Genomic DNA, 25,285 nt, shown 5'->3' with positions numbered 1-25,285 from the left:
CCTCGGGCCCCCGTTGTCACGTCGGGGTGGTGCTGGCGGCCTGCGCCAGTGCCACGTACTCTGAGACGGGCACCTCTTCAGCCCGGCGCTGCGCGTCAAAGGCCACGGGCACCTGGCGTTCGGTCAGCCACGCCCCCAGGGTGTGACGCAGGATCTTGCGGCGCTGTGAAAACGCCACCGCCACCAGTTCCTCCAGCACCTTCGGGTCGAGCGGGGCGGGGTGGCGATGGGGCACCATGCGCACCACGGCCGAGTTGACCTTCGGCGGGGGATCAAACGCGTCGGGCGGCACGTCCACCACGCACTCCATGTCGTAGCGCCACTGCATCATCACGCTCAGGCGGCTGTAGTCCTTGCCGCCGGGGGCGGCCACCATGCGGTCCACCACTTCCTTTTGCAGCATGAAGTGCTGATCAGCCACCCGGTGTGCCCATGGCAGCAGGTGAAACAGGATGGGGCTGGAGATGTTGTAGGGCAGGTTACCGATCAGGCGCAGACCGCTGCCACCATCGTGGCCCACCAGGTCGTCGGCCAGCGCGTCCACATCCACCTTCAGCACGTCGGATTCGATCACCGTGAGCTCGGGGCGCGCGCGCAAGCGGGCCGCCAGGTCCCGGTCCAGCTCGATCACGGTGAGGCGTTCACTGAGGCGCACCACCGGGTTGGTGAGGGCGCCCAGGCCCGGACCGATCTCGACCAGGCACTGGCCCGGGCGCGGGTCGATGGCCCGCACGATGTCGCCGATCACCCCCTGGTCGACCAGAAAGTTCTGGCCAAAGCGCTTGCGCGCCACATGCCCGCCACCGCCGGCCACGGCGCGCGGACGCCGTGCATCACGGCTCATCGCGGATTTCCACCCAGGCGGCCTGGCGCAGCTCTCGGGCCCACTCTTCGTAGGCGGCTTCAAAGCCCCGCTCTTTCAGGACGGCGCGTGCGGCGTCACGGCGCTGGGCCTCGCTGAGTTGCACCTCACGGCGTTCGATCAGCTGGATGAGGTGCACCCCGAAGCGGCTCACCACGGGCTGCGAGATTTCGCCAGGCTGCAGCGTGATCAGCACCTTCTCGAACTCAGGCACGTACTGGCCAGGCGACGACCAGCCCAGGTCGCCCCCACGGGCACCGCTGCCATCCTCGGAGTGCTGGCGGGCCATCTGGGCAAAGCTGGCCTGGCCTTCGATGATGCCCTTGCGGATGCCCTTCATCTTGGCCACCAGCTCGGTGGCGCCCAGCTTGGGTGTGGTGCGCAGCAGGATGTGTCGGGCGCGTTGCTGGGTGTAGCGGGCCTGAGCCACGTTTTCCCGTTCCACCAGTTTGATGATGTGGAAGCCGGCGTTGGAGCGCACCACCTGCGACACCTCGCCAACCTTCAGGCCGCGCACCGCGTTCACGAACAGGGGCGGCAGGGTGCTGGCGGGCCGCAGGCCAAAGGCGCCGCCCGATTCGAGGGTGTCGCGGTCTTCTGAGTTCTCGCGCACCAGTTGCGTGAAGTTCATGCCCACGGCGGCGCGATCACGGATCTGCTCTGCACGCTGTTGCAGCTGCCGCACGGCCAGCTCGCCGCTGCCTTCGGGCACCCGCACCAGGATGTGGGCCAGGTTGAGGTTGCTTTCGGCCTGGGCCGACGGGTCTTCGCGCAAGAAGGTGTCGATTTCTTCTTCGGTCACCTGGATGCGGGGCATGACCTCGCGCTCGCGCAGGCGCTGCAGCAGGATCTGCTCGCGCAGGCTGCCGCGGTAGCGTTCGAAGTCCAGTCCATCGGACACCATGCGCTGACGCAGTTCGGCCAGCGTGAGCTGGTTTTGCGCCGCGATGTTCTCGATGGCGGTGTCGACTTCGGCGTCGCTGATGCTCAGCCCGATGCCGCGCGCAAACGACACCTGCGCCTTTTCGTCGATCAGCGCGTCCAGCACCTGCTGGCGCAGCGTGGCGGGGTCGGGCAGGCGGCGGCGGTCGGGCACCGATTCTTCGATGCGTGCCACCCGTTTGTCCACGTCGGTGTGGGTGATGACCTCCTGGTTGACCACCGCCACGATGAAGTCGGACGTCACCCGTTTGCCTTCGATCTTCAGCTCGGTGCTGAGGTTGCGCGCGCCGGGAATCCGGGGGGCGGCCATCGGCACGTCGTCGGGATCGATCTGGGCCATGGCGGGCGTCACCTGCCCCAGGCCGATCAGCAGGGACAGCGCCAGACACAGGCCGCGGCGGGCGCCGAGCCTCGCAGCGTGCGATGGGCGAAGGGAGGTGGAGCGTTTGAACAGATCAGTCATCGGGGTCATGCAGGGGTGAGGGGCTTGCCGGCAGGGGCTCGCCCTCTTCGCGCAACAGGCTGTATCCGGGGATATTGTCCTTCAAGGTGCGCAAGGGATTGGCACCCAGGCTCAGGCGAGACAGGCCCACCAGTTCCAGCTGGAACATGATGCGCACGGTGGCGTCGCTTTGGCCGATGGCCACGCGTTCGGCCACCACGCGGCCGATCCAGCAGCCTGCATCGTATTCCAGGCCCATCAAGGTGTTGATGAAGCGGCTTTCTCGGGTGCTGTAGGCCACGCGGCCCACGCTGTACCAGGCGCCGCCACAGCTGGCCGGGGCGCGCAGGCCGCTGGCGTTGCTCAAGGGCTGCTGGGCGATCATCTGGCGTGCCGTGGGCTGCCGTCCGCCGATCGGCCACTGCCAGCCCAACTCTACCTGTGAGGCGCCGTCGCGCGTGTAGCGGTACACGGTGCTGACGGTGCGCCACTGGCCCGGGGTGTAGCGCACGCCGATGGTGCCTTGCTGGGCGCGGGCTTCTTCGGTGCTGTACTGCAGGGTGCCGTCCAGGTACCACGAGGGGATGACGGTGGACGAGCCCAGCAACATCAGGTCAGAAAAACGGCTGGTGATGGGCTCGCTGCCATTGGGGTTGATGCGCTGGTCGGCCAGCAGCATCTTCTGCACCACGCCAAAGCGCATCAGCTCGGCCCCCGAGGCCTCGTCCAGCAGGCGCGAGTTCACGCCGATGGTCACCTGGTTGGCGTCCGAGATGCGGTCCACGCCCGTGAAGTCGTTTTCGCTGTAGATGGCGTACTGGTTGAAATCGCGGGGGGCGCTGTCGAACAAGGGCAGGTCGGACTGGTCGCGGTAGGGGGTGCGCACGTACAGGATGCGCGGCTCCAGCGTTTGCACCAGGTTGCGACCGAAGTACTGCACGGGCCGGTCCAGGGTCATGCCCGCGTCCACCGACACCGTGGGCAGGCCGCGCGACACCGTGCGCGGCGCGGTGCTCAGGCCCTGGCGGTCCAGGTCGTAGGTGGTGCCTTGCCACATGAGCTTGGGCCGCACGTACACGCCATTGAAATCGAACTGCCGGGCCACCTGGGCCACGCCATGCAGGCGGTTGCCCTGCGTCAGGCTGCGGTCGGGGTTCACGAAGCGGTTGAACTCCAGCCGCATGTCCCATTCCAGCCCGGCATCAGACAGGCCCCGGCTGCGCACCCCCATCTGGGGCTCGCGCCGGTAAGGCTCGCCGATCTGGCTGTCGGCCGGCGCGTCCAGGTCCAGGTCTTTGAGGGTCTGCCACGACTGCACCTGGGCGTACAGCTCGGTCTGGCTGTCGCCCAGGCCCCAGTTGCGTTCGTTGAGCAGGCGCTGCACGCGCACATGGCTGTCCAGCAGGCGGGGGGTGTCGCTGTCGATGGTCTGGCCAAAATCTTTCCAGTAATCATCGTCAGACACGCGTTGCCACTGCACGGTGTATTGCGTGGGCGAGAGGCTGTCGCCAGCCGTCAGGCTGCCTTGATGCTGGTAATTGAACTGCCCTCGATGGCGGTTGGCCAGCCGGTCGTCTGGCAGGCCAAAGACGCGCAGCTCACCGGCATCGCTGGGCGCCAGGTAACGAAACTCGGCGTCCAGGCCCACCCCCCGGCGCGAGGCCACGGTGGGGGCCAGGGTGGCATCGCGGTCGGGGGCGATGTTCCAGTAATAGGGCGTGGACACTTCCAGCCCGCTCTTGCTGTCGAAGGTGATGCTGGGCGGCAGCCAGCCGGACTTGCGCTGGTCGTTGAGCGGGAAGGTCAGCGTGGGCGCCGCCAGGATGGGCACCCCCTGGAACTCGATGACCGCGCCTTCGGCCCGCCCCTCATTGGCCTCGAAGTCGAGGTCGATCTGGCGGGTTCGCAGTGCCCACGCAGGCTGGCCCATGTCGCCACTGGCCGTGTTCTCGGGGGTGCAGCTGGTGTAGGTGGTGCCGGTGGCGCTCAGGCGGTTTTCGCCCTTGAACTCGATGCGCTCGGCGGTGCCGCCGGCCTGGGTTCGCGCCAGCCAGTAACGCGGTGATTCAAAGCTGCCCTCCAGGGTGTCCAGCTTGAGCGTGACGGACGGGCCCACGAAGATGCTGCCGTCGCGCACCACCCGCACATTGCCGCGGGCGCGGGCCGTGTTGTCAGCCTGCGTGTGCTCCAGTTCGTCGGCGCGCACGGTGAGGTCGCCCTGTCGCACCCGCACGCGGCCTTTGGCCACCGTGTTGACCCCGGCCTCGCCGCCGAGCTCGTCGGCTTCGAACTGCAGGGGGGCCTTCGGGTCGCGCACGCCGGGCAGGGTGGGAGGAAAACTCAGCGCCCGGGCCACCTCGGTCTGGGGGTGGGGCGGTGTCTCGGCCACCGCCAGACCAGGCCCGCAGAGGGAAGCCATGGCGGTCAGCAGGGCGGCAAGCTGGGCAGAACGGGCGTGGTGTGCTGTCACAAGGCGTCCGGAGGGCGTCAATGAGGCGTGGCGTGCCTAAAATCGACGCATTATTCCATGCCCCTTTGTTCATACCGTGGATTCCAGCACTTCAGATTCCAAGCCACCCGTCCAGGGCCTCATCCACTGGGCCGATGAGGCCCGTGCCCAGGCCTTTGAGACCTGGCTTCATGCGCAAACGCCGGTCCACGACCTGAAGCCGCACACGCTGCGTGCGGCGAGCGCCGACGCATCGTTTCGCCGGTATTTCAGGGTGGACACGTCTGCCGGCTCGCTCATCGTGATGGACGCGCCGCCCGACAAGGAGGACTGCCACCCCTTTGTGGCGGTGGCCCGCCAACTGGAGGCCGGCGGCGTGCGCGTTCCGCACATCCTGCAGTGGGACGAGGCCCAGGGCTTCATGCTGCTGTCCGACCTGGGCACCCACACCCTGCTGTCCACCCTGGACACCCAGGCGCCGATGGCCCCGGGCAACCGTGGGCGCTACCTGGCCGCCATCGACGAACTGGTGCGCCTGCAGCAGGTGCCTGGCGCCGACCAGCGACCCGCGTACGACGACGCCCTGCTCCAGCGTGAGATGGACCTGCTGCCTCAGTGGTACCTCACGGCGCTGCGCGGTCTGAGCCTGGACGAAGCCACCACCCGGATGCTGGACACCACCTTCGGCCTGATCAAGGCGCAGGTGCTGGGCCAGGCGCGCGTGCTGGTGCACCGCGATTACCACTCGCGCAACCTGATGGCCCATCCCGAGCAGCCCGAGGCCCGCCCGGGGGTGATCGACTTCCAGGACGCCGTGCACGGGCCCGTGACCTACGACCTGGTGTCCCTGCTGCGCGATGCCTATGTGATGTGGGACGAAGACGTCCAGATCGATTACGCCGTGCGCTACTGGGAGCGAGCCCGCCAGGCCGGGCTGCCCGTGCCAGACGATTTCGGCGATTTCTGGCGGGATTTCGAGTGGATGGGGCTGCAGCGGCACCTCAAGGTGCTGGGTATTTTTGCGCGCCTCGCCCTGCGCGATGGCAAGCGGCAGTACCTGGACGACATCCCCCGCGTGTGGTCATACGCCCACCGCGTGGCCTCGCGCTACCAGGGCCTGGGCCCGCTGGCACGCCTGCTGGAGCGCGCCGAAGCACCCCACGGAGGCACCCAAACCCAGGTGGGATTCACCTTTTGAGGGCGGGGGATGCCCCCATCCGGATTGAAATAGGGGGGATGCCCCGCATCTGTTTGCGCAAAAAAGCAGCAATGCGGGGATAATCCGCCCTTGATGACAGACCAAACCACCACGCTGGCCGCCGACATGGCCGCCGGCCCCGCCGCAGACGCCGCTCCGCCGCCCCCCGCCCGCTTTGACACCCTGCCCCTGGATCCGAAGATCCTCGCGGCCATCGCCTACCCGACGATGACCCCGATCCAGGCCAAGGCCATCCCTCTGGTGCTGGCCGGCCGAGACGTCATGGGCGCCGCGCAGACCGGCACCGGCAAGACCGCCGCGTTCTCCATCCCCCTGCTTCAGAAAATGATGAAGCACGAGAACGCCAGCATGTCGCCGGCGCGGCACCCGGTGCGCGCCATCGTGCTGGCGCCCACGCGCGAGCTGGCCATCCAGGTGGCCGACAACGTCAAGACCTACGCCAGCAAGTGCAACCTGCGTTCGGCCGTGGTGTTTGGCGGCATGAACATGAAAGAGCAGACGGTTGAGCTCAAAGCGGGCGTCGAGGTGCTGATCGCCACCCCGGGCCGCCTGATCGACCACATCGAGGCCAAGAACTGCAACCTGTCGCAGGTGGAGTACGTGGTGCTGGATGAGGCCGACCGCATGCTCGACATCGGCTTCCTGCCCGACCTGCAGCGCATCCTGAGCTACCTGCCCAAAACGCGCCAGACCCTGCTGTTCTCGGCCACCTTCTCGCCCGAGATCAAGAAGCTGGCGCAAAGCTACCTGCAAGACCCGGTGCTGGTCGAAGTGGCCCGCCCCAACCAGACGGCCACCAACGTCGAGCAGCGCTTCTACAAGGTCGACGACGACGACAAGCGCCACGTGATCCGCCAGATCCTGCGCGACCGCGGCATCACCCAGTCCATCGTGTTCGTCAACTCCAAGCTGGGCGCGGCCCGCCTGGCGCGCACCTTCGAGCGCGATGGTCTGCGCACGGCCGCCCTGCACGGCGACAAATCGCAAGACGAGCGCATCAAGTCGCTGGACGCCTTCAAGCGCGGTGACGTGGACCTGCTCGTGGCCACCGACGTGGCAGCGCGCGGCATCGACATCGCAGCCCTGCCAGCGGTGTTCAACTACGACATCCCCTTCAACGCCGAAGACTACGTGCACCGCATCGGCCGCACGGGTCGTGCCGGCGCGTCGGGTCTGGCCGTGTCGCTGGTCACGGGGGCCGATGCCCGCCTGATGGCCGACATCGAGAAGCTCATCAAGAAAAAGCCCGAGGTCGAGCCCTTCGAGCTGGAGCGGCGCGCTGGCCGCGGTGAGCGCAGCGACCGTGACGGCGAGCGGCGTGAGCGCCGCTGGTCGTCGGGCGATGAAGAGCGCGGTGGCCGAGGTGACCGCCAGGCGGCCACCGAACTGCGCAGCCCCCGCCCGACGGTACGCCCCCGCTCGCAGGACCCTTTCTTCGACAAGCCCTACGAGCCGGACCCCTCGGCCGAGCCTTCGTGGGAGCAAAAAGACGCCCAGGCGAGCTCCGCCTCTTCAGGCGCCACCACGCAGTCGCCGGGCAGCGCCTTGTCGCGCTTCATCAAGCCCAAGCGCAAGGTGGCGGCCCTGCTGGGCGGCTCGGGCACCACGCGCCGCTGAGCTCAGGCGGCGTCCGCTTCCGGCGCGGCCAGGGCCTGGGTCTGCAGCAGTCGCTGCTGCCGCCACGCCGATGGCGACAGCCCGTACTCGCGTTTGAACGCCTGGCTGAAGGCCGCCTCTGAAGCGTATCCCACCATGTCGGCAATCTTGCTGACCGCCAGCCCCGCCTGGCCCAGGTGGCGGGCCGCCAGCCGCATGCGGTGTCGCGTCAGGTAAGTCAGCGGGGGCTCGCCCAGTGTCTGCGTGAAGCGGTCGGCAAAGGCCGAGCGCGACAGGCAGGCCTCGCGGGCCAGGTCCGGCACGGTCCAGTTGCGCTGTGGCTCGCGGTGGATGAGCGCCAGGGCGGTGGACAGCGCACGGTCTTTCAGGGCCGACAGCCAGTTGCCCGAGCCTTCCGGCACCGATTCAACGTAGTCGCGGATGCACTGCATGAACAGGATGTCGCCCATGCGGTTGAGGATGGCCTGTTGCGCCGGGCGCTGGTGCGCCACCTCCAGTGCCAGGAACTGCAGGCCCACGGCCAGCCAGGGAGGCGGCGCCTCACCCAGGCCCCGCACATGCAGCACCGGAGGCAAGGCCTTGATCAAGGGGGCGGCCATCGTGACATCAAAGCGCGCATGGGTGCTGATGAGGTGACACGACTGGGGCGTGTCCTCGCCACCCAGGCGGGCGCCGCCCACATCGCTGCCCATGAGGGGCAAGAGGTCGCGCGGGCGGGCGGTGGTGTTGGGGCGGTCCTGGATCGCGTGAGGCAGGCCGCCCGGCAACACGATCAGGTCGCCTGTTTCCAGCAACAGCGGCTCGGCATCGTCGCGCACCAGCCAGGCCTGTCCCCGTGTGATGACGTGGGCGCAGGCCAAGCCATCCAGGGCCAGGTGCCACGACCAGGGCGGGGCGTTGATCGACGATGCAAAGACCACACCGTCGAAGTGCATGTCGTCCAGAATCAGGCTGAGGGTGTCCATATTGACTGAGCTTGCCACGGAATGCCACCGCGGTGATGTGTCAAAAGCCCGAACTTGCATTGTCAAAAGCCGGGATCGGTGTGCGCTTGCGATACCTCGGGTTGACCCTGATCCGGCTCCGGCGGATTGCGACAGTGCCCCGGTTGTTTCAGGCTGTTTCTTCTTGCGCAGAATCAAGACACTGGTGGCATTGCACAGGAGTTGTTGTCATGTCTCAAGCCACCTTGACCCCCACGCCGGCCGTGCGCTGGTCTGATCCCAAGCGTTATCTCTGGCTGCTCGGGCCCGCCATCCCCATGATCGGTGCCGCCGTGCTGGCCGCCTACTGGCAAACGCAGCACAGCTGGTTGCTGTGGTTTGCCTTCATCCTGGTGCACGGGATCTTGCCGGTGCTGGATTACGTGTTCGGCGAAGACGCCTCCAACCCGCCCGAGAGCGCCCTGCAGGCCCTCGAGAACGACCGCTATTACAGCTGGGTGCTGTACGCCTTCGTGCCCATCCAGATCGGTGTGACCATCGCCGGCGCCTGGATGATCGGCACCATGGACATGCCCTGGTACGACATGCTGGGCCTGGCCATCAGCGTGGGTGTGATCAATGGCGTGGCCATCAACACCGCGCACGAGTTGGGCCACAAGAAGGACAAGCTGGACCGCTGGCTGGCCCGCATCTCGCTGGCCCCCACCTTCTACGGTCACTTCTATGTGGAGCACAACCGTGGCCACCACAAGAACGTGTCCACCCCGGAAGATCCGGCCACCTCGCGCTTTGGCGAATCGTTCTGGGCCTTCTGGCCGCGCACCGTGATGGGCAGCCTGCGCTCGGCCTGGCACCTGGAGGCCGAACGCCTGCAGCGCTTCAACAAGAGCGTGTGGAGCACCGACAACGAAAACCTGCAGTCCTGGGCCATGTCCGTGGTGCTGTTCGGTGGCTTGCTGATCGCCTTTGGCGCCGTCATCGTGCCTTACCTGATCATCCAGGCCATCTACGGGTTCTCGCTGCTGGAGGTGGTGAACTACCTGGAGCACTATGGGCTGCTGCGCCGCAAGAACGCTGATGGCCGCTATGAACGTTGCATGCCCGAGCATTCGTGGAACAGCAACCACACCGTGACCAACCTGTTCCTGTACCACCTGCAGCGCCACAGCGATCACCACGCCAACCCCACCCGCAAGTACCAGACGCTGCGCCACTTCGAAGACAGCCCCCAGCTGCCCTCGGGTTACGCTGGCATGATCACCCTGGCTTACCTGTCGCCGCTGTGGTTTGCGGTGATGAACAAGCGCGTGATCCAGCACTACAAGGGTGACCTGACGCGCATCCAGTACGCCCCGGGCAAGCGCGAGGCGCTGATGAAGAAGTATGCTGACTACGCCGCCCAGGTGCGGGCCGGCCAAGCCTGAGGAGACCGTCGATGAAGTACCGCTGCCCCAACTGCGGACATGTGTATGACGAAGCGAAGGGGGACCCCCACGAAGGGTTCCCGCCCGGCACGGCCTGGCAGCTCATCCCCGATGATTGGGCGTGTCCTGGTTGCGCCGTGCGCGACAAGGTGGATTTTGAGCCCGTGACCGACGAGGCTTGATCGTCAGAAGGCCAGACCGATGTCTGGCCTTTTTTTGTTCACGGCAGTTCGACGGCACCCATGCGGGCGGCGATCGTGCCAGCGCGACCCCGCACGTAGTTGGAGCCCGGGTTCTTCTCGAAGCGCTTGGGCGCCGGCAGCATCACGGCCAGCCGGGCCGCCTGGCGCGGCGCCAGTCGGGCCGCATCCACACCAAAGTAGTGGCGCGATGCGGCCTGGGCGCCAAACACGCCTTCACCCCATTCGACGTTGTTGAGGTAGATGTTCAGGATGCGGTCTTTGCTCAAGAACGCCTCCAGCATGAAGGTGATGGCGAACTCCTGACCCTTGCGCAAGAAGTTGCGTTCACTGCTCAAGAACAGGTTTTTGGCCAACTGCTGGGTGATGGTGGAGCCACCGATCACCCGGTGCGCCGCGGGGTTCAGGTTGGGGGGGGGCGGCTCGGGGCGTCCCCGCTTGCGGGCCCGCTCTACCGCGCGCTGGTGGCGGGCCAGCGCTTCGGCCTGGCGGCGCTCGGCCCGCGCTTTGGCCGCGCTGTTCTTGCGCCAGGCGTTTTCCAGGGCCTCCCATTCCACGCCACCGTGGTCGGCGAAGTTGGCGTCTTCTGATGCGATCACGGCGCGGCGCAGGTGGTCGCTGATGGCCTCGCCCGGTACCCATTGCTGGGCCCAGGCCACGCGGCCTTCGGTGCGCAGGAGGCGGCTGAACTCGCTGCGCTGGAAGGTGGTGGACTGCGGGTCCAGCACGCTCATCAAGGCGATGCGGCCCGCAAAGTACAGCTGCAGGCTCAGGCCGCTGAGCGCCAGCAACACAACGACACGCCACACCTGACGCATCATGATGTGGCGTCCACCTCGGCGCGCAGTTGCGCCAGCACCGGTGCCGTGTCTGGGCGCACGCCACGCCACAGGGCGAAGCTCTCGGCCGCCTGCTCCACCAGCATGCCCAGCCCGTCGCGTGCGATGGCGCCGTGGGCTTGCGCCCACGCCAGGAAGGGGCGCGCCGCCGGGCCGTACATCATGTCCACGGCCAGGCCACCAGGTTGAAGCACTTCAGGGCCCACCGGCACGCCACCACCGGCCAGGCTCGCGGCCGTGCCATTGATGAACACGTCGTGGGCGCTGCCGGCCTCGCTCAGGCCGCGGGCTTTCAGAGCCACCCCGTGCAGCGCGGCCCAGGCGGCATGGCGGTCCACGATGGCCTGTGCCTTGTCAACCGTGCGGTTGGCCATGACGATCTCGGCCGGGCGGGCTTCGATCAGCGGGCCCAGCACGCCAGCGGCCGCACCGCCCGCACCCAGCAGCAACACGCGCCGGCCCGCCAGCGCCACACCGGCATGGACGGTGATGTCGCGCACCAGGCCCACGCCATCGGTGTTGTCGGCCAGCCAGCCGCCGTCGGCCTCGGCATCGAAGCGCAGGGTGTTGGCGGCCTGGGCCAGCTCGGCCCGGGGTGTGCGGCGAGCCGCCAGCTCAAAGGCCTCGAACTTGAAGGGCACGGTCACGTTGCAGCCCTTGGCGCCAGAGGCCGCGAAGGCCTGCACCTCGGCCACGAAGCCGTCCAGCGGGCACAGCAGGCGGCCGTAATCCATGGTCTGGCCCGTTTGTCGGGCAAACAGCTGGTGGATGTGGGGCGAGCGGCTGTGGGCCACGGGGTTGCCCGCCACGGCATAGCGGTCTGGGGATGGGGGATTCATGGGGCGGTCGTTCGGCTCATGGTCTGCGCTTCCATGCCGGCGTCACGGGTGAATCGGAAACGCGAAGAAATCAGCAGCAGGTCGCGCCCCGCCAGCACCTCGGAGGGCACGATGCCGAACGGCCCCGCCTTTTTGGCGATGGCCGTGGCCTGGCGGTCCAGCACCGGGTTGCCGGAGCTTTGCAGCACCACGGCCTCGATGACCTGGCCTTGACGGTCGATCCACACCTCCATGATCAGCTCGCCGTAGAGCTTTTGTCCGTTGGCGGTGGGAAAGTTCTCGGTGCCGGCGCGCTCCACCCGGCTGCGAAAGGCGTTGTAGTACAGCGCATCGGCGGATTTGAGCGTGGCCGGGCTGAGGTAGCGCTTTTTGGGGCGGGCGTTCTCTTCCTGAATGCGTCGCTCGATTTCAGCCAGCATCTTGGAGAGTTGCCGGCGTCGCTCTTCTTCAGCGCGCGACGCCGGGCTGTCGCTGCTGGCGTGGGGCGTGGGCGGGGGCAGGGCGGCCAGTTCGTCACGCAATTGCGCCAGCAAGGCCTGTTGTTCTTGTTGCAGCCGCTCGATGGCGCGCGCGGTGTCGGTGAGGTCCTGCCCCAGCGCGGCTTCGGGCGTGGGCGGCAGGGGGGAGGTGGCCCGTCGTTGGTCATCGGCATCGCCGCCGCCGGCCAGGTTGAGCTGGGCCAGGGCCTGCGCCTTCTCAGGCGGCGCTTCGCTGCCGGTGTTCACCAGGATCACCTCCAGCGGCGTGTCCTGGAAGACGCGGTTGAAGCCTTCCGGGTCCACGAACCGGAAGCCGAACAGGCCCGCATGCACGGCCACCGAGAAGCCCAGACAGATCTGAAGCAGGCTCAAGCGTTGCCACAAGGTGCGCAGGCGGTCCAGCATCGGTGGTGTGTCTTGGGTTGATGGTCTCAGGCCGTGCCGGTGGGCGCCGGGCTGCTCGGCTCCGCATCGGCCACGTCGATGGCCAGTGTCAATGCGCCTGCATTGTCCAGCACCTCGGCCTCGTCCTCGTCTCCGGCATCACCCTGAGTGGCCTCGCTGGCGTCGGCCTCGTCCAGGCGCGCCACCACGCTGGCGTGCACGTCCAGCGTCAGCAGGTCGACCCCGGTGATGCGCACGCGCACCTTGGCATGGCGCGGCAGGTTGTCGGCGCCGATGGCCTTGAAGACCAGGGGCAGGGTGTCGGCACGCACCAGGCCGTTGACCATGACGGCGGCGTCCAGCTCGCTGATGCCGGCCTGGCCCAGGTGCTTGATCGTCCAGTAGCGCTCCATGCTGGACTGAAAGCCGTTGTAAGCGCTGTAGGCCCCATCGAAGTTCGAGATGATGGAAAACAGCTCGGCGTCTTTCGGCTTGAAGGGCGCGGCCAGGGCGGCGGTGCGACCGTTCTTGGCACACGCGATGATCTGCCACTGGTTGACCAGGTCCACATACCGGCGCAGCGGCGAGGTGGCCCAGGTGTACTGCGCCACGCCCATGCCGGCGTGCGGCAGGGCCTTGGTGCCCATGCGCACCTTGATGCCCGGCGCCAGGCTGGCCTGGCTGCGGTAGATGCCGGGCACGCCGAGTTCGGCCAGCCAACCACCCCAGGTGCTGTTGGCCAGGATCATGGCCTCGGCCACGATCAAATCGAGTGCCGAGCCACGGGCGCGTGTGCCGATGAGCACCTGCTCGTCGCCCTGGGGCTCGATGCCATCGCTCATGGTGTTGGTACCGTTGGCACCGATGAGCTTGAAGCTGTAGTCCGGGCGGTTGAAGGTCTCGGGCTTGCCGCGAACCACCTCCCGCCGCGCCTTCAGGTGCTTGGCCAGTCGGAAGGCAAAAGCCAGCTCGGGCGCGAAGGCGTAGTCGGCCGGGGCCTCGCCGCTCAGCGTGGCGTCGGTGATGACGCCGTCGAGCTGGTCGTGGCGCAGGTTGGCGGCAATGGGCACGCGCTCCAGCTTGGTCTCGCTGCCGGTGACGTCCAGCGTGGCTTCGTCAAACGTCACGTACAGGGACACCGCCGGGCAATCACGCCCTTCGATCAGTGTGTAGGCCTGCACCACGCTGTCGGGCAGCATGGTGATTTTGTGGCCGGGCATGTAGACGGTGGACATGCGCGCGCGGCCCAACTGGTCCACCGGGGTGCCGGGGGCGATGGCCAGGCCGGGTGCAGCGATGTGGATGCCGTAGGTGACGCTGCCCGTGCCCAGGCCTTGTACCGACAGCGCATCGTCGATCTCGGTGGTCATCGAGTCGTCGATGGAGAAGGCCTGGACCGAAGCCAGGGGCAGCTCGTCCTTGACCGGCGGCGCCTCCAGGGCCGGGAAGCCCACGCCCTTGGGGAAGTGCTCGAACAAGAAGCGCTTGTAGTGGAACTGGTAGGGGCTGTCGATGGCGCCGGCGTCTTTCAGCAGGTCCAGCGGGGCGCGCTGCGTGGCCTTGGCGGCTTCGACCACGGCCTTGTAGGTGGGGCCGTTCTTGTCGGGCTTGAAGAGGATCTTGTAGAGCTCGTCTTTGATCGGGGCGGGGCAGGTGCCGGCGGCCAGTTCTTGCGCCCACTGGGCGATCTGCAGGGCCTGCTGCTTCTTGCGCTCGATGGCGGCCAGGGCCTGCTTGAGGATGTCTTCGGGCGCTTTCTTGAAGCGGCCCTTGCCCCGGCGATGGAAGTAGTGCGGCGCGTCGAACAGGCGCATGAGCATGGCGGCCTGCTGCACGGCGTCGGCCGAGGCGCTGTAGTACTCGCGGGCCAGCTCGTCAAAGCCAAAATCATCTTCTGGGGCCACCTCCCAGATCAGGTCCAGGTCGATGTCGCTGGCCTGCGTGGCTGCTTGCGCCAGCAACTCGGCCGGGGCCGGCTTGGCAAACTTCAGCAACACGTTGGCGGTTTTGGCCTTCACGCGCTTGCCCGAGTCGAGCTCGATCTGCATCGAGGCGTCGGCTTCGGACATCACACGGCCGGCCAGGAACTTGCCAGCGTCATCAAATAGGGCGTACATGGATCGGGTGGTGACCAGGGGTCTTCAGAGGTCTTCAACCCTTGATTGTCCCATCTTGCGGCGGTGCACTTTGGCACGGCGTCGCCAGGGGTGTTTCATGCGGCGGTGGCGGCCAGACAGGTGCATCCCCCTCGTTCGGAGGGGGGGCTATCGTGTACTTTTGCCACCTTGTGCAATGTCGGTGCTGTGCCCCCCCGGGGGGAGAGGGTGGCAAAACCACCCAGGCAGGGTCACAATGCCGTCATGATATTTGGCGACCAGCAAAAGGGGTGGGTTGGTCGCTCAACGGCAAGGCACCTCCTGCGGAAGGCATCTTCATGAAACAGTTGATCGTATGGGCCCTGGCCTCTTTGGTGGCCGTGTCGGCATCGGCAGACGCGCCGCCCAAAGACAAGAAAGACAATTTCAACCCGATCGCGTTTGCAAATGCGAACGACAACGCACTGCTCAACAGCAATGTGAACTCTGCGGTGTCGCCCGTGCCTGAAGCCGACACCATCGCCATGCTGATCGCTGGTGTGGCTGTGGTGGGCGTGGTGGTGGCACGTCGCCGCAAGAAGTGATGTCTGGCCGCCCCGGCGGCGGCAGACGATCCAGCAGGGCCTTCGGGCCCTTTTTTCATGGGCGCCAGCCCAGCCACTGCAGCAGCCCAGGCAGGTGCTCGCTGAAATCGCTCACGGCATGGTCGCTGCCCGGCAGCACGGTCATGGTGGTGTGAGGGTAGTGCGCCACCATTTCTTCCCAGTTCAGCACCTCATCCCCTTTGGAGATCAGGGCCCAGTAACGCTCGGGCCGGGTGATGGGGTAGGGGTGCAGGGCCGCGAAGGAGGGCACGAACTCGGGCCGAAAGAAGAACCGGTCTTCAGGGTTGTGAAAGCTGGTTTGCTCGCCGATGTAGCGGGCCAGGTCGCGCGCCGGGGCCACGGCCGGGTTGATGACCGCCACGCGGCAGCCCAGGCGCTCGCCCAGCGCGGTGGCGTAAAAGCCGCCCAGCGACGAGCCGATGATGGCCATGCGTTCGCGCGGCCAGTCGGCCACGGCGTCCAGCACCTGGGTCACCGCCTCGTCGGGCGAGGGTGGCAATTGCGGGCATAGCCACATGATGGCCTGCTCGGGCGGGCTGGACTGGTTCAGCGCCGCCACGTGCGCCGCGATCATCCGCGCCTTGAACGAATGGGGCGACGAGCGAAAGCCGTGCAGGTAGAGCAGGTGGGTGAGGGGGGCAGGGCGAGCATCCATGCCCCCAAGCGTAACCCGATCAGGCCGGGCGCGCGCTCACGGCTGCTCGGCCACAAAAGCGTCGCGCGCCTGCTTGCCCAGGAAGGGGTGGTCGGTGAAGAAGCCGTCCATGCCCAGCGCCAGGAAGGCCTTCACCTGCCCGGCCATGTCACCCAGGTCTGCCAGGTTGGCGCTGCTGTCGAAGTCGTTGGGCAAGAAGGCGTTTTCGGCGCGGAAGGTCCAGCCGTGCACGATCAGGCCCGCCGCATGCGCATCCTGTACAAAGCGGGTGGGGGTGCCCAGGCGGCCGCCCACCAGCGGGATCATCACGCTGGTGTTGGCGCCCACGCCCTGGGCGTAGGTGGCGATGAAGCGCAGGCCTTCGGGCTTGGCCAGGTCGGCGTAGGTGCGGGCATCACCGTTGATCACAAAGTCGTAAGGCTTGCCGGCGCTGCTGATCAACTGCACCAGGGGCAGCTTGGTCATGCGGGCCAGATCCTGCAGGTTGCCCACCTCGAACGACTGGATGAAGGCGGCGGCATGGCGGCCCACATAGCCGTGGCGATGCAGGGTGCGCACCAGGGGCTCTTCCATCGACAGGCCAATGCTGTCGAAGTAGCTCGGGTGCTTGGTTTCGGGGTACACGCCGATGGGCTTGACCTTCAGCATGGCCTTCAGGCCGCCCTTGGCAAAGGCCGCGTGGCGGCGCGTCTGGTTGGCGCGCTCCACCAGTTGCAGCACCTCGTCCAGCGTGGGCACCTCGAACATGTTGTCAAAACGGGTGTTGGCCGTGCGCAGCTGAGGAATACGCTCACGGGCGCGCAGCGTCTTCAGCTCGGCCAGGGTGAAGTCTTCGGTGAACCAGCCTGTGATGCTGACGCCATCGATCACCTTCGTGGTCTGGCGGTCGGCAAACTCGGGGCGCTCGGCCACATCGGTGGTGGCTTCACGCACGCTGCCATCGGCGTTGAGGATGGCGATGCCGTTTTCGTGGCGGGCCACCAGCACGCCGTCGCGCGTGGGCACCAGGTCGGGTTCAACGTAGTCGGCGCCTTGCTCGATGGCCATCCAGTAGGCGGCCAGGGTGTGCTCGGGCAGATAGCCTGATGCGCCCCGGTGGCCGATGACGATGGGGGCGTCGGCCTGGGGTGCGGACTGGCGAGGGCCGTGGGCCAGGGCCACGCTGCTCAGGCCGGTGGTCAGGGCCACGGCCAGGGTGACGGTGCGGATGACGGGGCGAAGGGTCAGCATCTCGGATCCCATGGGTTGGTGTCAGGAGCTTGCCATGCTGCTGCGTGCCGGTGACGGCGTGATGGCGTTGCGCATGGCGCAAGCGGACCATGGCGGCTCGTGTCATCAGAGCGCCATGCCCCTGTAAAGCCGTGCCGCCTGTCACAAAGCTGTCAGCGATGCGCCAATAGGATCACGCCCATTGCATGCCCCGTGGTGGGGTGATGCCGGAAGGAATCTCAGATGTTCGTGTGTGCAGCGCCCCGTGGCCGGGTGCGGGGCCAACTCGCGCCTGTTGGACAGGCCCAGCGGGGCTTCACCTTGCTGGAACTGCTGGTGGTGCTGGTCATCATCGGCTTGCTGGCGGGCTACGTGGGCCCGCAGTTTTTCAAGCAGATCGGCAAGTCTGAATCCAAAACGGCGGCCGCCCAGATCGATGCGCTGGGCAAGGCCCTGGACCAGTATCGCCTGGACACCGGCCGTTACCCCAGCAACGAGCAGGGCCTGGATGCGCTGTGGACCAAGCCGGCCGACGAGAACCGCTGGTGGGGCCCCTACCTGCGCAAGGCCCCGCCCCAAGACCCCTGGGGCCGTGATTACCAATACCGTCAACCCGGCCAGCATGGCGAGTACGACCTGTACTCGCTGGGCAAGGATGGCCGCGAAGGCGGTGATGGCGAAAACGCCGATGTGAGCAATTGGTGAGGGTGCGGGCATGAACCCCTTGGCCACATCCACACGCCGACTGCAGTCCACGCAGACGGGCCCGTCTGCCCAGACTTCGGCGCCGTGGACCGCACGGCTGATGCAGCGTCAGCGCGAGTTTCCCCGGCGTCTGTTCTGCCAGGAGCTGGCCGTGCTGCTGGACGCGGGCATTCCGCTCTATGAGGCCTTGCAGACCCTGAAGGAAAAAGAAGGCGATGCCAGCGTGGCGTTGGTGCTGGCGCGCTTGTGTGTGGCCTTGTCGGAAGGCCAGACGCTGGCCCAGGCCATGCGCGTGCAGCCTGAGGCCTTCACCACCTTGCTGGTGGCCTCGATCGAGGCCGCGCAGCGCACCGGGCAGCTCACCCAGGCCTTGCGCCAGCATGCGGCCTACCTGGCCTGGGTGCAGGGCCTGCGCGACAAGCTGGTGGGCGCGGCCATCTACCCCGTGATCCTGATCGGCGCCAGCCTGCTGGTGATCGTCTTCCTGACGGTGTTCGTGGTGCCGCGCTTTGCCGAGATCTACGATGACATGGGCGGTGAGCTGCCCTGGTTGTCGGGCCTGTTGCTGCAACTGGGCCGGGGGCTGGGCGAGCACCCGATGCAGGCCTTGATGGGCCTGGTGGTGGTGCTGGCGCTGGCGGTGTGGGCTGCGCGCCAGCCCGCCCCGCGGCAGTGGGTGGGCGCGCGCCTGTGGCAAGCGCCGGTGGTGGGTGAGCGCCTGCGCTTGATCGAGCTGGCCTCGCTGTACCGCACGCTGGGGCTGCTGCTGCAGGCCGGGGTGCCGGTGGTGTCGGCCCTGGGCTCGTCGGCCGAGCTGATGGGCGCGGTGCTGCGGCCAGCCCTGGACCGGGCGCGCCAGCGTGTGGCCGAAGGCCAGCGCCTGTCCGAGGCCTTGCAGGCCGAGCAGCTGGTCACGCCCGTGTCGGTGCGCATGGTGCGCGTGGGCGAACAAACCGGCGAGCTGGGCCCCATGCTGGAGCGCGCCGCGCACTTCTACGACGAAGAGTTGGCCCGCTTCACCGACTGGGTGGGCAAGGTGGTCAACCCGGTGCTGATGCTGGTGATGGGCGTGGTGATTGGCGGCATCGTGGTGCTGATGTACCTGCCCATCTTCCAGGTGGCGGAGCAGATCCAATGAGCGCGGTGCTGCACAGCGTGTCCGGCCTGATGCCGCCCGTCGAGGCCCCTGCGCTGGTGCCCGATTGGGGCGTGTGGCCCCTGAGCAAGGCCCTGCGCTTGCGCGTGGTGGTGGGGCGGTGCCAGGGTGTGTGGCAGGCCCTGGCCGCCACCGAGCCCAGCCCTGTGGTGCGCGAGGCCGTGGCCCGCGCCACCGGGCAGGCGGTGCGCTGGACGCAGGTGGACGATGCCACGCTGAGCGCCTGCCTGGCCGAAGGCGAGCAGGCCTTCGAGGCCCGGGGTGTGCTGGACGAGGCCGTGGGCCCCACGGTGGATGAGGCCGTGGACGGGGCCCTGGCGGCGCTGTCGGTCGACACCTTGAGCCGCGCGGCCAGCCCGGTGGTGAAGTTGCTGGACGCCACCTTGTTTGATGCCCTGAAGGCGCAGGCCAGCGACCTGCACCTGGAGTCCACCGCCACGGGCATGGTCATCCGCCACCGGCTGGACGGTGTGATGGTGGCCGTGGGCGATGTCGGCTCGCGCGAGGTGGCCGAGCAACTGGTGTCGCGCTTGAAGGTGCTGGCCGAGCTGGACATCGGCGAGCGCCGCCTGCCGCAAGACGGCCGATTCAAGCGCCGCGTGCAGGCCTCGGCCGATGCCGCGCCGCGCGATGTGGACTTCCGGGTGTCGATCATGCCGTCCAGTTACGGCGAAGACGCCGTGCTGCGCATCCTGGACCGCAGCCGCCTGGCCACCGAGGCCCAGGCTTTGAGTCTGGAAGGCCTGGGGCTGGAGCACGACGATGCCCAGGTGGTGCGCCGCCTGGCCCGCAAACCCTATGGCCTGTTGCTGGTCACTGGGCCCACCGGCAGCGGCAAGACCACCACGCTGTATGCCGTGGTGCAAGAGATCAATGACGGCGCCGACAAGATCATCACCATCGAAGACCCGGTGGAGTACCAACTGCCCGGTGTGGTGCAGATCCCGGTGAACGAAAAGAAGGGCCTGACCTTCGCGCGTGGTTTGCGCAGCATCCTGCGTCACGATCCCGACCGCGTCATGGTGGGTGAGATCCGCGATGCGGAGACCGCCCAGATCGCCTCGCAGGCCGCACTCACGGGCCACCTGGTGCTGTCCACCATCCACGCCAACAATGTGTTCGATGTGGTGGGCCGCTTCATGCACATGGGGGTGGACCTGTACAACATGGTCTCGGCGTTGAACGGGGTGGTGGCGCAGCGCTTGTTGCGGCGCTTGTGCCCCCACTGCGCGCAGCCCCATGGGCTGACGCCTGCCGAGCGTCAGCAAGCCCAGGTGCCGCTGGACGCGCAAGGGCGCTTCATGCGCGCCGTGGGCTGCCCGGCCTGCCGGGGCACCGGCTACCGGGGCCGCAAGGCCATCACCGAGGTGCTGCTGATGGACGATGCCCTGCGCGACATGATCGTGGCGCGGGCTCCGCTGACGCAGCTCAAGGCCCATGCGCGGGCGCACGGCATGCGCAACCTGCGCGAAGCTGCGCTGGCCTGTGTGTTGCGCGGCGAGACCTCGGTGGACGAACTCAACCGCGTCACCCTGGTGGAATGATCATGGGCGACACCTTGCACTGGCGCCGCATGGCGCCCACCCTGTGGCGACGCGCTCAAACGCACTGGCGTCCGCGCCATTGGCGGGTGGGCGTGGGCTGCGCCACGGTGGACGAGGCCCTGGCGCAGGTGCAGGCCGAGTTTGCCGCGCAGGCTGGGGCGGTGTACGAACTGGGTGTGGCCTCACGCTGGGTGCATGCCCAGGCCCTGAGCCCCACCTTGAGCCCGGCCGAGGGCTGGCAGCACGCCTTGCAAACCTGGCTGACCGTGCTGGAGCTGGACGAGTCTCAACTGGCCGACGAGTGGGTGGTGCGCCAGGTGCATGCCGCACCCGGTGGCGCTCAGTTGCACCTGGTGACGGCCATGCCGCGCGCCCTGGTGGAGGGCGTCCAAAGCCTGGCGGCCCAGCACCATGTGCGCATCGACCGCATGGGGCCCTGGTGGGGCCTTGAGATGGCGGGCGCCTTGCCTGCACCGGCCGATGGCGCCACCACCATCGAGCAGGCCTGGAGTGATGGCGATTGGCGCACCCATGTGCAGTGGCAGCGCGGGCCCACCGCTGGCCACCCGGCCGATGAGGCCTGGCGCCTGGGCGCGGTGTGGTCGGAGCCTGCCGGGACCGAAGGCGGCACAGGGGGCCCGGCATGAGCCAGAAGCACGCGTGGCTGGATGAGCTGGACGTGGTGGGCCCGCGCTGGCGCTCCTCGGTGTGGGGCTGGGCCGTGCTGGCGCTGGGCCTGGCCCTGGGCCTGCATGCCTGGCAGCAGCACCAGCAGGCCCACATGGCGCTGCAGGTGGCCGATGACGAGGTGGCCCGCTTGATGCGCGCACGGCAGAGCCTGGAGCGTGAACAGGCCATGGTCAACACGCCGGTGAACCCGCAGGTGGGGGACGCATCGGTGGCCGCGGCAACTGGGGTGCCCGTGCTGGACGATGCCGGTTGGCGGCGTGCGGCGCAGCTGGCCGCCTGGCTGGCGGTGGATTGGCCTGCCCAGATGGATGGTGCCGCCCTGGCTGCCGCCGAGCAGCGCCTGGTGCTCACGCAGTGGGCGCTGGACCTGGCATCGTGGACGCCCGTGCCGCCCGCCTCGGCGCGGCCCGTGGTGCGTTTGCAGGCCTGGAGCCGCGACGACGACAGCCCGCTGGTGTGGTTGTCCACCTTGGGGCCGCAGGCAGAACTCCAGTCCCGTGAGCGTTTGTCCGAGCCGGTGGACACCCGGTGGGGCACGCTGGTGTGGCGGGTGCAGGCCGAGGTGCCCATGAGCCCACCGATCACGGGTGGAGGCGCGCCATGATGCACCGCCTGCCCCGCGTGGTGCAGCGCCTGGGCCTGCCGGGTGCCCTGGGCTTGCTCGCCATGGGCCTGGCCGTGTACTTGCAGCACGACATGGCCCGCCTGCAGACCGATCTGGACCGCGCACAGCAGGAGGCCGATCAGGTGCGTGAGGGCCTGCGCCAGGCCAGCCGCGATCGTCAGCCCTCTGGCAGCGCCGAGATCACGCCCGCCTTGACACCCACCCTGGCCTGGCAGGCCTTGTGGCAGCGCTTGCCCCCGGCCACCCAGCGCATGACCTTGCAATCGCAGGTGTGGCGCAGCGCTCAGACGCTGGGCCTGCAGTTGCCCTCGCTGCAGGTACAGGCCCAGCAAGAGACCTGGGTGCCCACCACCGCCGATGGCCACGGCCTGTGGCGGCAGCGCATGCAACTGCCGGTGGAGGGCCCTTACGACACGGTGCGTGCCTGGGTGCAGGCCTTGCAGCATGTGCCTGGCCTGGGCATCGATGGCCTGGATGTGCAGCGTGCTGATCCCCGCAGCGATGGCGTCAAGGCCCAGGTGCGTCTGTCGCTGTGGTGGCGTGGTCAGGAGGTGCGTCCGTGAGTGCGCCCATGAACCCCCGCCTGCTGGCCGTGTTGGCCCTGGTGCTGGCCATGGCGGCCTGGTTGCAGTGGCAATCCGCGGATGAAGCCGACGCCGATGAGGCCTCGTTGCTGGCGCCCCCCGATCAGCGCGCGCCCCGCATGGCCCCTGCCGTTCGGGCCCAGGGTGGCGATGCCAAGGAAGGCCTGAAGGCCGCACAGCAGACCTTGGCGATGTACGTGGGCCACACGCCCGCCGCCGTCAGCCCGCATCAGCCCCCCACCTGGTTGCTGGCCGAGCCACCGCCCCCACCGCCCGCGCCCCGCCAGGTGGCGCGTGTGGCGCCACCACCGCCCATGGCGCCGCGCTTTCCGCACCACTGGGTGGGGCGGCTGGACGACGAGCCTGCGAACGGCGCCCCTGCGGTGCAGCGCGCCGTGGTGCAAGGCCCTCAAGGGGTGTGGGTGGTTCGCCCTGGCGACGTGATCGACAGCACCTGGCGCGTCGAGCGCATCCAGGCCCGTGTGATGCAACTCAATTACCTGCCGCTGGACCAGGTTCAGACGGTTTCCTTGCGATGACCTTCAAGCTCTCAACCCTTGCACGGCGACTGGTGTCACCAGGCCACCCCCTGCTGCTGGTGGCCATCACGCTCAGCCTGCTGGGGTGCACCACCCCGGCCATCCGCGAGTCGCAGCAGATGGCGCAGGCCGGACAGCACGAGGCCGCGCTGGCGCACCTCAACGCGGCGCTGCAGTCGCACCCCGAGGATTCGCCCCTGCGCATGGCCTGGTTCCAGCAACGCGAAACCACCGTCAATGAACTGGCCCGGCTGGTGGAGGTGGCGCGCGCACAGGGACGCAGCGACGAGGCCCGCGTCGCGCTGGATCGCCTCATCGCCCTGGCGCCGCAGCACCCGCGCACGGCCAGCCTGCAGGCCGACGTTCAGCGCCAGCAGCGTGTGCAAGCCCTGATCGCCGAGGCCGAGCAGGCCATGACCCGTCAGCAATGGGGCCAGGCCGAGCTGGCCCTGCGCGCTGTGCTGGGCGAGGCGCCTCAGCAACCGCAGGCCCGCACCCTGCTCAGCCGCATCGAAAGCCTGCGCGAGGCGCAAACCCGCCAGCAAGCCGGTGTGGGCCTCAAGGCCGCGCAACGGGTCATCACCTTGGAGTTTCGGGAGGCCCCCTTGCGCACGGTGTTCGAGGCCCTGGCCAAGGCCGCCGACGTGAACTTCGTGTTCGACAAGGATGTGCGTGGCGACAGCCGCGTGACCATGTACCTGCGCAAGACCACGGTGGACGACGCCTTGCGCCTGATCACCAGCACCCAGCAACTGGGCCACAAGCTGCTCAACGAGAACACCGTGCTGGTGTTTCCCAACACGCAGCAGAAGACGCGCGACCTGCTCGACACCGTCACCCGCACGTTCTACCTGGTCAATGCCGACCCCAAGCAGGTGCAACAAATGGTGCGCACCGTGGCCAAGACGCGAGACATCTATGTGGATGAGCGCCTCAACCTGCTGGTGGTGCGTGACACGCCCGAGGTCATGCGCCTGGTAGAGCAATTGGTGCAAAGCGTGGACCTGGCCGAGCCTGAGGTCATGCTGGAGCTGGAGGTGATGGAGGTCTCGTCCAGCAAGCTCGATCAGGTGGGGCTGAAGTGGCCCGAGCTGTTCAACTACGGCGTGCCGGGCAGCACGGCGCCCATCACGTCCAGCAGCGATCTGCGCTGGTACGGCACCAACCCCCTGGCCATTGCCAGCCTCAAGGCCTCCACCGGCGCCACCAACCTGCTGGCCAACCCCAAGATCCGCGCCCGCAACCGCGAAAAAGCCAAGGTGCTGCTGGGCGAAAAATTACCCGTGTTCACCACCACCTCCACGGCCAACGTGGGCGTGTCGGCCTCTGTCAGTTACCTGGACGTGGGCCTCAAGCTGGAGATCGAACCCCAGGTGCAGCTTGACAACGACGTCACCATCAAGGTGGCGCTGGAGGTCAGCAGCATCACCCGCGAGATCACCGGGCCCCAGGGCTCCATCGCCTACCAGGTGGGCACGCGCCAGGCCAGCACCACTTTGCGGCTGCGCGATGGCGAAACCCAGATCCTGGCCGGGCTCATCAACGACCGCGACATCCGCAATGCGGCCGGGCTGCCCGTGTTGCACGACCTGCCCGTGGCCGGGCGCCTCTTTGGCAGCCGCAACGACAGTGTCGAGCGCACCGAGATCGTCTTGCTGGTCACCCCCCGCATCGTGCGCAACCTGGTGCAGCCACCGGTGGCTGCCGGCCTGCTGCCCTCGGGCACCGAGGCCCAGCCGGGTGCGCGGCCCATGGCCTTGAGCGCTGGCGTGGCCGGCATGGCGCCGGGTCGTGGTGGGGCGGGCGCACGATTCAACCCACGCGCCGTGCCGTCGACCGCTGCGGCCGATGCGTCCGATGGCGCCGTGGTCAGCCTGTCCGGGCCCGAGCAGGTGATGGCGGGCAACCTGCTGCAGGTCACTGTGCGCAACAACGGCAACGATCCGCTGGACACCGGCTTGCTGATGGACACGGCCGTGTTTGAAACGCCAGCCGCTGGTGGTGGGGCGCGTGTGCCGGTGCAGGTGCCACCCCGTGGCGTGCAGTCCATCATGCTCAAGGTCAAGCCCGACGCGCCGGCGATGGACAGCGCACTGGCGCTGGAAGACGGCTCGGCGATGTGGCGGGTGCGCATCCAGGCGAGCGAGCCAGCGCAGTCGCCCGATCCAGATGCCAACCCTGATGCCAACCCTCCTGCCGACCCTGCGGCCGAGTCGGCAGCGTCCGAGGGCCGCTGA

23 protein-coding genes are annotated in these 25,285 nt (G+C 67.9%); 13 read left to right on the top strand and 10 right to left on the bottom strand.

The window, feature by feature from the left end:
• Window positions 1–16: 16 nt before the first annotated feature.
• The 3 genes from rsmA to WNB94_RS06775 are packed head-to-tail and all read right to left on the bottom strand — an operon-like array spanning window position 17 to window position 4,665.
• Complete coding sequence (gene rsmA / locus WNB94_RS06785; RefSeq protein WP_341389250.1) at window positions 17–844, bottom strand: 16S rRNA (adenine(1518)-N(6)/adenine(1519)-N(6))-dimethyltransferase RsmA; 828 nt, start codon at window positions 842–844, stop codon at window positions 17–19.
• Complete coding sequence (locus tag WNB94_RS06780; RefSeq protein WP_341389248.1) at window positions 834–2,276, bottom strand: peptidylprolyl isomerase; 1,443 nt, start codon at window positions 2,274–2,276, stop codon at window positions 834–836. Before WNB94_RS06780 ends, rsmA begins: the two co-directional genes overlap by 11 nt.
• Window positions 2,260–4,665: an LPS-assembly protein LptD gene (locus WNB94_RS06775; protein ID WP_341389247.1), complete on the bottom strand. Its 2,406-nt coding sequence runs from the start codon at window positions 4,663–4,665 to the stop codon at window positions 2,260–2,262. The genes WNB94_RS06780 and WNB94_RS06775 overlap by 17 nt, the downstream gene beginning before the upstream one ends.
• A gap of 127 nt (window positions 4,666–4,792) precedes the next feature.
• On the opposite strand from WNB94_RS06775, the gene WNB94_RS06770 reads away from it, so the two are divergent.
• Together WNB94_RS06770 and WNB94_RS06765 are read left to right on the top strand one after the other, a co-directional pair.
• Window positions 4,793–5,893 carry an aminoglycoside phosphotransferase family protein gene (locus WNB94_RS06770; protein WP_341389246.1) on the top strand — a complete coding sequence of 367 codons (1,101 nt, stop codon included), beginning with the start codon at window positions 4,793–4,795 and terminating at the stop codon, window positions 5,891–5,893.
• 93 nt (window positions 5,894–5,986) lie between these two features.
• A complete protein-coding gene (locus tag WNB94_RS06765) occupies window positions 5,987–7,531 on the top strand; it encodes a DEAD/DEAH box helicase (protein ID WP_341389244.1) in 1,545 nt (514 codons plus the stop codon).
• A gap of 2 nt (window positions 7,532–7,533) precedes the next feature.
• Here the strand turns inward: WNB94_RS06765 and WNB94_RS06760 are convergent, their stop codons facing one another.
• Window positions 7,534–8,496, bottom strand: coding sequence for an AraC family transcriptional regulator (locus WNB94_RS06760; protein WP_341389243.1), 963 nt, complete (start codon window positions 8,494–8,496; stop codon window positions 7,534–7,536).
• 209 nt (window positions 8,497–8,705) lie between these two features.
• Between WNB94_RS06760 and WNB94_RS06755 the strand changes: the two genes are divergently transcribed.
• Both WNB94_RS06755 and WNB94_RS06750 read left to right on the top strand, forming a co-directional pair.
• Window positions 8,706–9,899, top strand: a complete 1,194-nt coding sequence (locus WNB94_RS06755; RefSeq protein ID WP_341389242.1) for an alkane 1-monooxygenase — start codon at window positions 8,706–8,708, stop codon at window positions 9,897–9,899.
• An 11-nt stretch (window positions 9,900–9,910) separates the two neighbouring features.
• Complete coding sequence (locus WNB94_RS06750) at window positions 9,911–10,081, top strand: rubredoxin (protein WP_341389240.1); 171 nt, start codon at window positions 9,911–9,913, stop codon at window positions 10,079–10,081.
• Between the two features lie 38 nt (window positions 10,082–10,119).
• On the opposite strand, the gene WNB94_RS06745 is transcribed toward WNB94_RS06750, so the two are convergent.
• Genes WNB94_RS06745 through WNB94_RS06730 form a run of 4 tightly spaced genes read right to left on the bottom strand, consistent with a single transcriptional unit; the run spans window position 10,120 to window position 14,757 of the window.
• Window positions 10,120–10,917: a transglycosylase domain-containing protein gene (locus tag WNB94_RS06745; RefSeq protein ID WP_341389966.1), complete on the bottom strand. Its 798-nt coding sequence runs from the start codon at window positions 10,915–10,917 to the stop codon at window positions 10,120–10,122.
• Window positions 10,917–11,777, bottom strand: a complete 861-nt coding sequence (gene aroE / locus WNB94_RS06740) for a shikimate dehydrogenase (RefSeq protein ID WP_341389238.1) — start codon at window positions 11,775–11,777, stop codon at window positions 10,917–10,919. The genes WNB94_RS06745 and aroE overlap by 1 nt, the downstream gene beginning before the upstream one ends.
• Window positions 11,774–12,661, bottom strand: coding sequence for an energy transducer TonB family protein (locus tag WNB94_RS06735; protein WP_341389237.1), 888 nt, complete (start codon window positions 12,659–12,661; stop codon window positions 11,774–11,776). Before WNB94_RS06735 ends, aroE begins: the two co-directional genes overlap by 4 nt.
• 26 nt (window positions 12,662–12,687) lie before the next feature.
• A complete protein-coding gene (locus tag WNB94_RS06730) occupies window positions 12,688–14,757 on the bottom strand; it encodes a ribonuclease catalytic domain-containing protein (RefSeq protein WP_341389236.1) in 2,070 nt (689 codons plus the stop codon).
• A gap of 317 nt (window positions 14,758–15,074) precedes the next feature.
• Between WNB94_RS06730 and WNB94_RS06725 the strand changes: the two genes are divergently transcribed.
• Window positions 15,075–15,320 carry a PEP-CTERM sorting domain-containing protein gene (locus WNB94_RS06725; protein ID WP_341389235.1) on the top strand — a complete coding sequence of 82 codons (246 nt, stop codon included), beginning with the start codon at window positions 15,075–15,077 and terminating at the stop codon, window positions 15,318–15,320.
• 55 nt (window positions 15,321–15,375) lie between these two features.
• Here the strand turns inward: WNB94_RS06725 and WNB94_RS06720 are convergent, their stop codons facing one another.
• Both WNB94_RS06720 and WNB94_RS06715 read right to left on the bottom strand, forming a co-directional pair.
• Window positions 15,376–15,996 carry a YqiA/YcfP family alpha/beta fold hydrolase gene (locus tag WNB94_RS06720; protein WP_341389234.1) on the bottom strand — a complete coding sequence of 207 codons (621 nt, stop codon included), beginning with the start codon at window positions 15,994–15,996 and terminating at the stop codon, window positions 15,376–15,378.
• Window positions 15,997–16,032: 36 nt separating this feature from the next.
• Window positions 16,033–17,226: a glycerophosphodiester phosphodiesterase gene (locus tag WNB94_RS06715; protein WP_341389233.1), complete on the bottom strand. Its 1,194-nt coding sequence runs from the start codon at window positions 17,224–17,226 to the stop codon at window positions 16,033–16,035.
• Window positions 17,227–17,448: 222 nt separating this feature from the next.
• Between WNB94_RS06715 and gspG the strand changes: the two genes are divergently transcribed.
• The 8 genes from gspG to WNB94_RS06675 are packed head-to-tail and all read left to right on the top strand — an operon-like array spanning window position 17,449 to window position 25,285.
• Entirely contained in the window at window positions 17,449–17,910 is a 462-nt protein-coding gene (gene gspG, locus WNB94_RS06710; RefSeq protein ID WP_341389232.1) for a type II secretion system major pseudopilin GspG, read from the top strand.
• A gap of 10 nt (window positions 17,911–17,920) precedes the next feature.
• Entirely contained in the window at window positions 17,921–19,048 is a 1,128-nt protein-coding gene (locus tag WNB94_RS06705) for a type II secretion system F family protein (protein WP_341389231.1), read from the top strand.
• Window positions 19,045–20,610: a GspE/PulE family protein gene (locus tag WNB94_RS06700; protein WP_341389230.1), complete on the top strand. Its 1,566-nt coding sequence runs from the start codon at window positions 19,045–19,047 to the stop codon at window positions 20,608–20,610. The genes WNB94_RS06705 and WNB94_RS06700 overlap by 4 nt, the downstream gene beginning before the upstream one ends.
• Before the next feature lie 2 nt (window positions 20,611–20,612).
• Window positions 20,613–21,257 carry a hypothetical protein gene (locus tag WNB94_RS06695; protein WP_341389229.1) on the top strand — a complete coding sequence of 215 codons (645 nt, stop codon included), beginning with the start codon at window positions 20,613–20,615 and terminating at the stop codon, window positions 21,255–21,257.
• Window positions 21,254–21,904 carry a hypothetical protein gene (locus tag WNB94_RS06690; RefSeq protein ID WP_341389227.1) on the top strand — a complete coding sequence of 217 codons (651 nt, stop codon included), beginning with the start codon at window positions 21,254–21,256 and terminating at the stop codon, window positions 21,902–21,904. The genes WNB94_RS06695 and WNB94_RS06690 overlap by 4 nt, the downstream gene beginning before the upstream one ends.
• A complete protein-coding gene (locus WNB94_RS06685; protein ID WP_341389225.1) occupies window positions 21,901–22,488 on the top strand; it encodes a hypothetical protein in 588 nt (195 codons plus the stop codon). The genes WNB94_RS06690 and WNB94_RS06685 overlap by 4 nt, the downstream gene beginning before the upstream one ends.
• Window positions 22,485–23,048: a hypothetical protein gene (locus WNB94_RS06680; RefSeq protein ID WP_341389224.1), complete on the top strand. Its 564-nt coding sequence runs from the start codon at window positions 22,485–22,487 to the stop codon at window positions 23,046–23,048. The genes WNB94_RS06685 and WNB94_RS06680 overlap by 4 nt, the downstream gene beginning before the upstream one ends.
• Window positions 23,045–25,285, top strand: coding sequence for a secretin GspD/PilQ domain-containing protein (locus WNB94_RS06675; protein WP_341389223.1), 2,241 nt, complete (start codon window positions 23,045–23,047; stop codon window positions 25,283–25,285). The genes WNB94_RS06680 and WNB94_RS06675 overlap by 4 nt, the downstream gene beginning before the upstream one ends.

This window comes from Aquabacterium sp. A3, from assembly GCF_038069945.1.
Classification (GTDB): Bacteria; Pseudomonadota; Gammaproteobacteria; order Burkholderiales; family Burkholderiaceae_C; genus Aquabacterium.
The sequence above is the reverse complement of the archived record's forward strand: the minus strand, read 5'-3'. Positions and strand labels throughout refer to the sequence as shown.

Coding starts and splice junctions, on each gene's coding strand:
- WNB94_RS06695 (WP_341389229.1), top strand. CDS start 20,613: ATGGGCGACACCTTGCACTGGCGCCGCATGGCGCCCACCCTGTGGCGA.
- WNB94_RS06760 (WP_341389243.1), bottom strand. CDS start 8,496: ATGGACACCCTCAGCCTGATTCTGGACGACATGCACTTCGACGGTGTG.
- WNB94_RS06745 (WP_341389966.1), bottom strand. CDS start 10,917: ATGCGTCAGGTGTGGCGTGTCGTTGTGTTGCTGGCGCTCAGCGGCCTG.
- WNB94_RS06715 (WP_341389233.1), bottom strand. CDS start 17,226: ATGCTGACCCTTCGCCCCGTCATCCGCACCGTCACCCTGGCCGTGGCC.
- aroE (WP_341389238.1), bottom strand. CDS start 11,777: ATGAATCCCCCATCCCCAGACCGCTATGCCGTGGCGGGCAACCCCGTG.
- WNB94_RS06685 (WP_341389225.1), top strand. CDS start 21,901: ATGATGCACCGCCTGCCCCGCGTGGTGCAGCGCCTGGGCCTGCCGGGT.
- WNB94_RS06705 (WP_341389231.1), top strand. CDS start 17,921: ATGAACCCCTTGGCCACATCCACACGCCGACTGCAGTCCACGCAGACG.
- WNB94_RS06750 (WP_341389240.1), top strand. CDS start 9,911: ATGAAGTACCGCTGCCCCAACTGCGGACATGTGTATGACGAAGCGAAG.
- WNB94_RS06775 (WP_341389247.1), bottom strand. CDS start 4,665: ATGGCTTCCCTCTGCGGGCCTGGTCTGGCGGTGGCCGAGACACCGCCC.
- WNB94_RS06755 (WP_341389242.1), top strand. CDS start 8,706: ATGTCTCAAGCCACCTTGACCCCCACGCCGGCCGTGCGCTGGTCTGAT.
- gspG (WP_341389232.1), top strand. CDS start 17,449: ATGTTCGTGTGTGCAGCGCCCCGTGGCCGGGTGCGGGGCCAACTCGCG.
- WNB94_RS06690 (WP_341389227.1), top strand. CDS start 21,254: ATGAGCCAGAAGCACGCGTGGCTGGATGAGCTGGACGTGGTGGGCCCG.
- WNB94_RS06735 (WP_341389237.1), bottom strand. CDS start 12,661: ATGCTGGACCGCCTGCGCACCTTGTGGCAACGCTTGAGCCTGCTTCAG.
- WNB94_RS06720 (WP_341389234.1), bottom strand. CDS start 15,996: ATGGATGCTCGCCCTGCCCCCCTCACCCACCTGCTCTACCTGCACGGC.
- WNB94_RS06780 (WP_341389248.1), bottom strand. CDS start 2,276: ATGACCCCGATGACTGATCTGTTCAAACGCTCCACCTCCCTTCGCCCA.
- WNB94_RS06675 (WP_341389223.1), top strand. CDS start 23,045: ATGACCTTCAAGCTCTCAACCCTTGCACGGCGACTGGTGTCACCAGGC.
- WNB94_RS06730 (WP_341389236.1), bottom strand. CDS start 14,757: ATGTACGCCCTATTTGATGACGCTGGCAAGTTCCTGGCCGGCCGTGTG.
- WNB94_RS06700 (WP_341389230.1), top strand. CDS start 19,045: ATGAGCGCGGTGCTGCACAGCGTGTCCGGCCTGATGCCGCCCGTCGAG.
- rsmA (WP_341389250.1), bottom strand. CDS start 844: ATGAGCCGTGATGCACGGCGTCCGCGCGCCGTGGCCGGCGGTGGCGGG.
- WNB94_RS06725 (WP_341389235.1), top strand. CDS start 15,075: ATGAAACAGTTGATCGTATGGGCCCTGGCCTCTTTGGTGGCCGTGTCG.
- WNB94_RS06765 (WP_341389244.1), top strand. CDS start 5,987: ATGACAGACCAAACCACCACGCTGGCCGCCGACATGGCCGCCGGCCCC.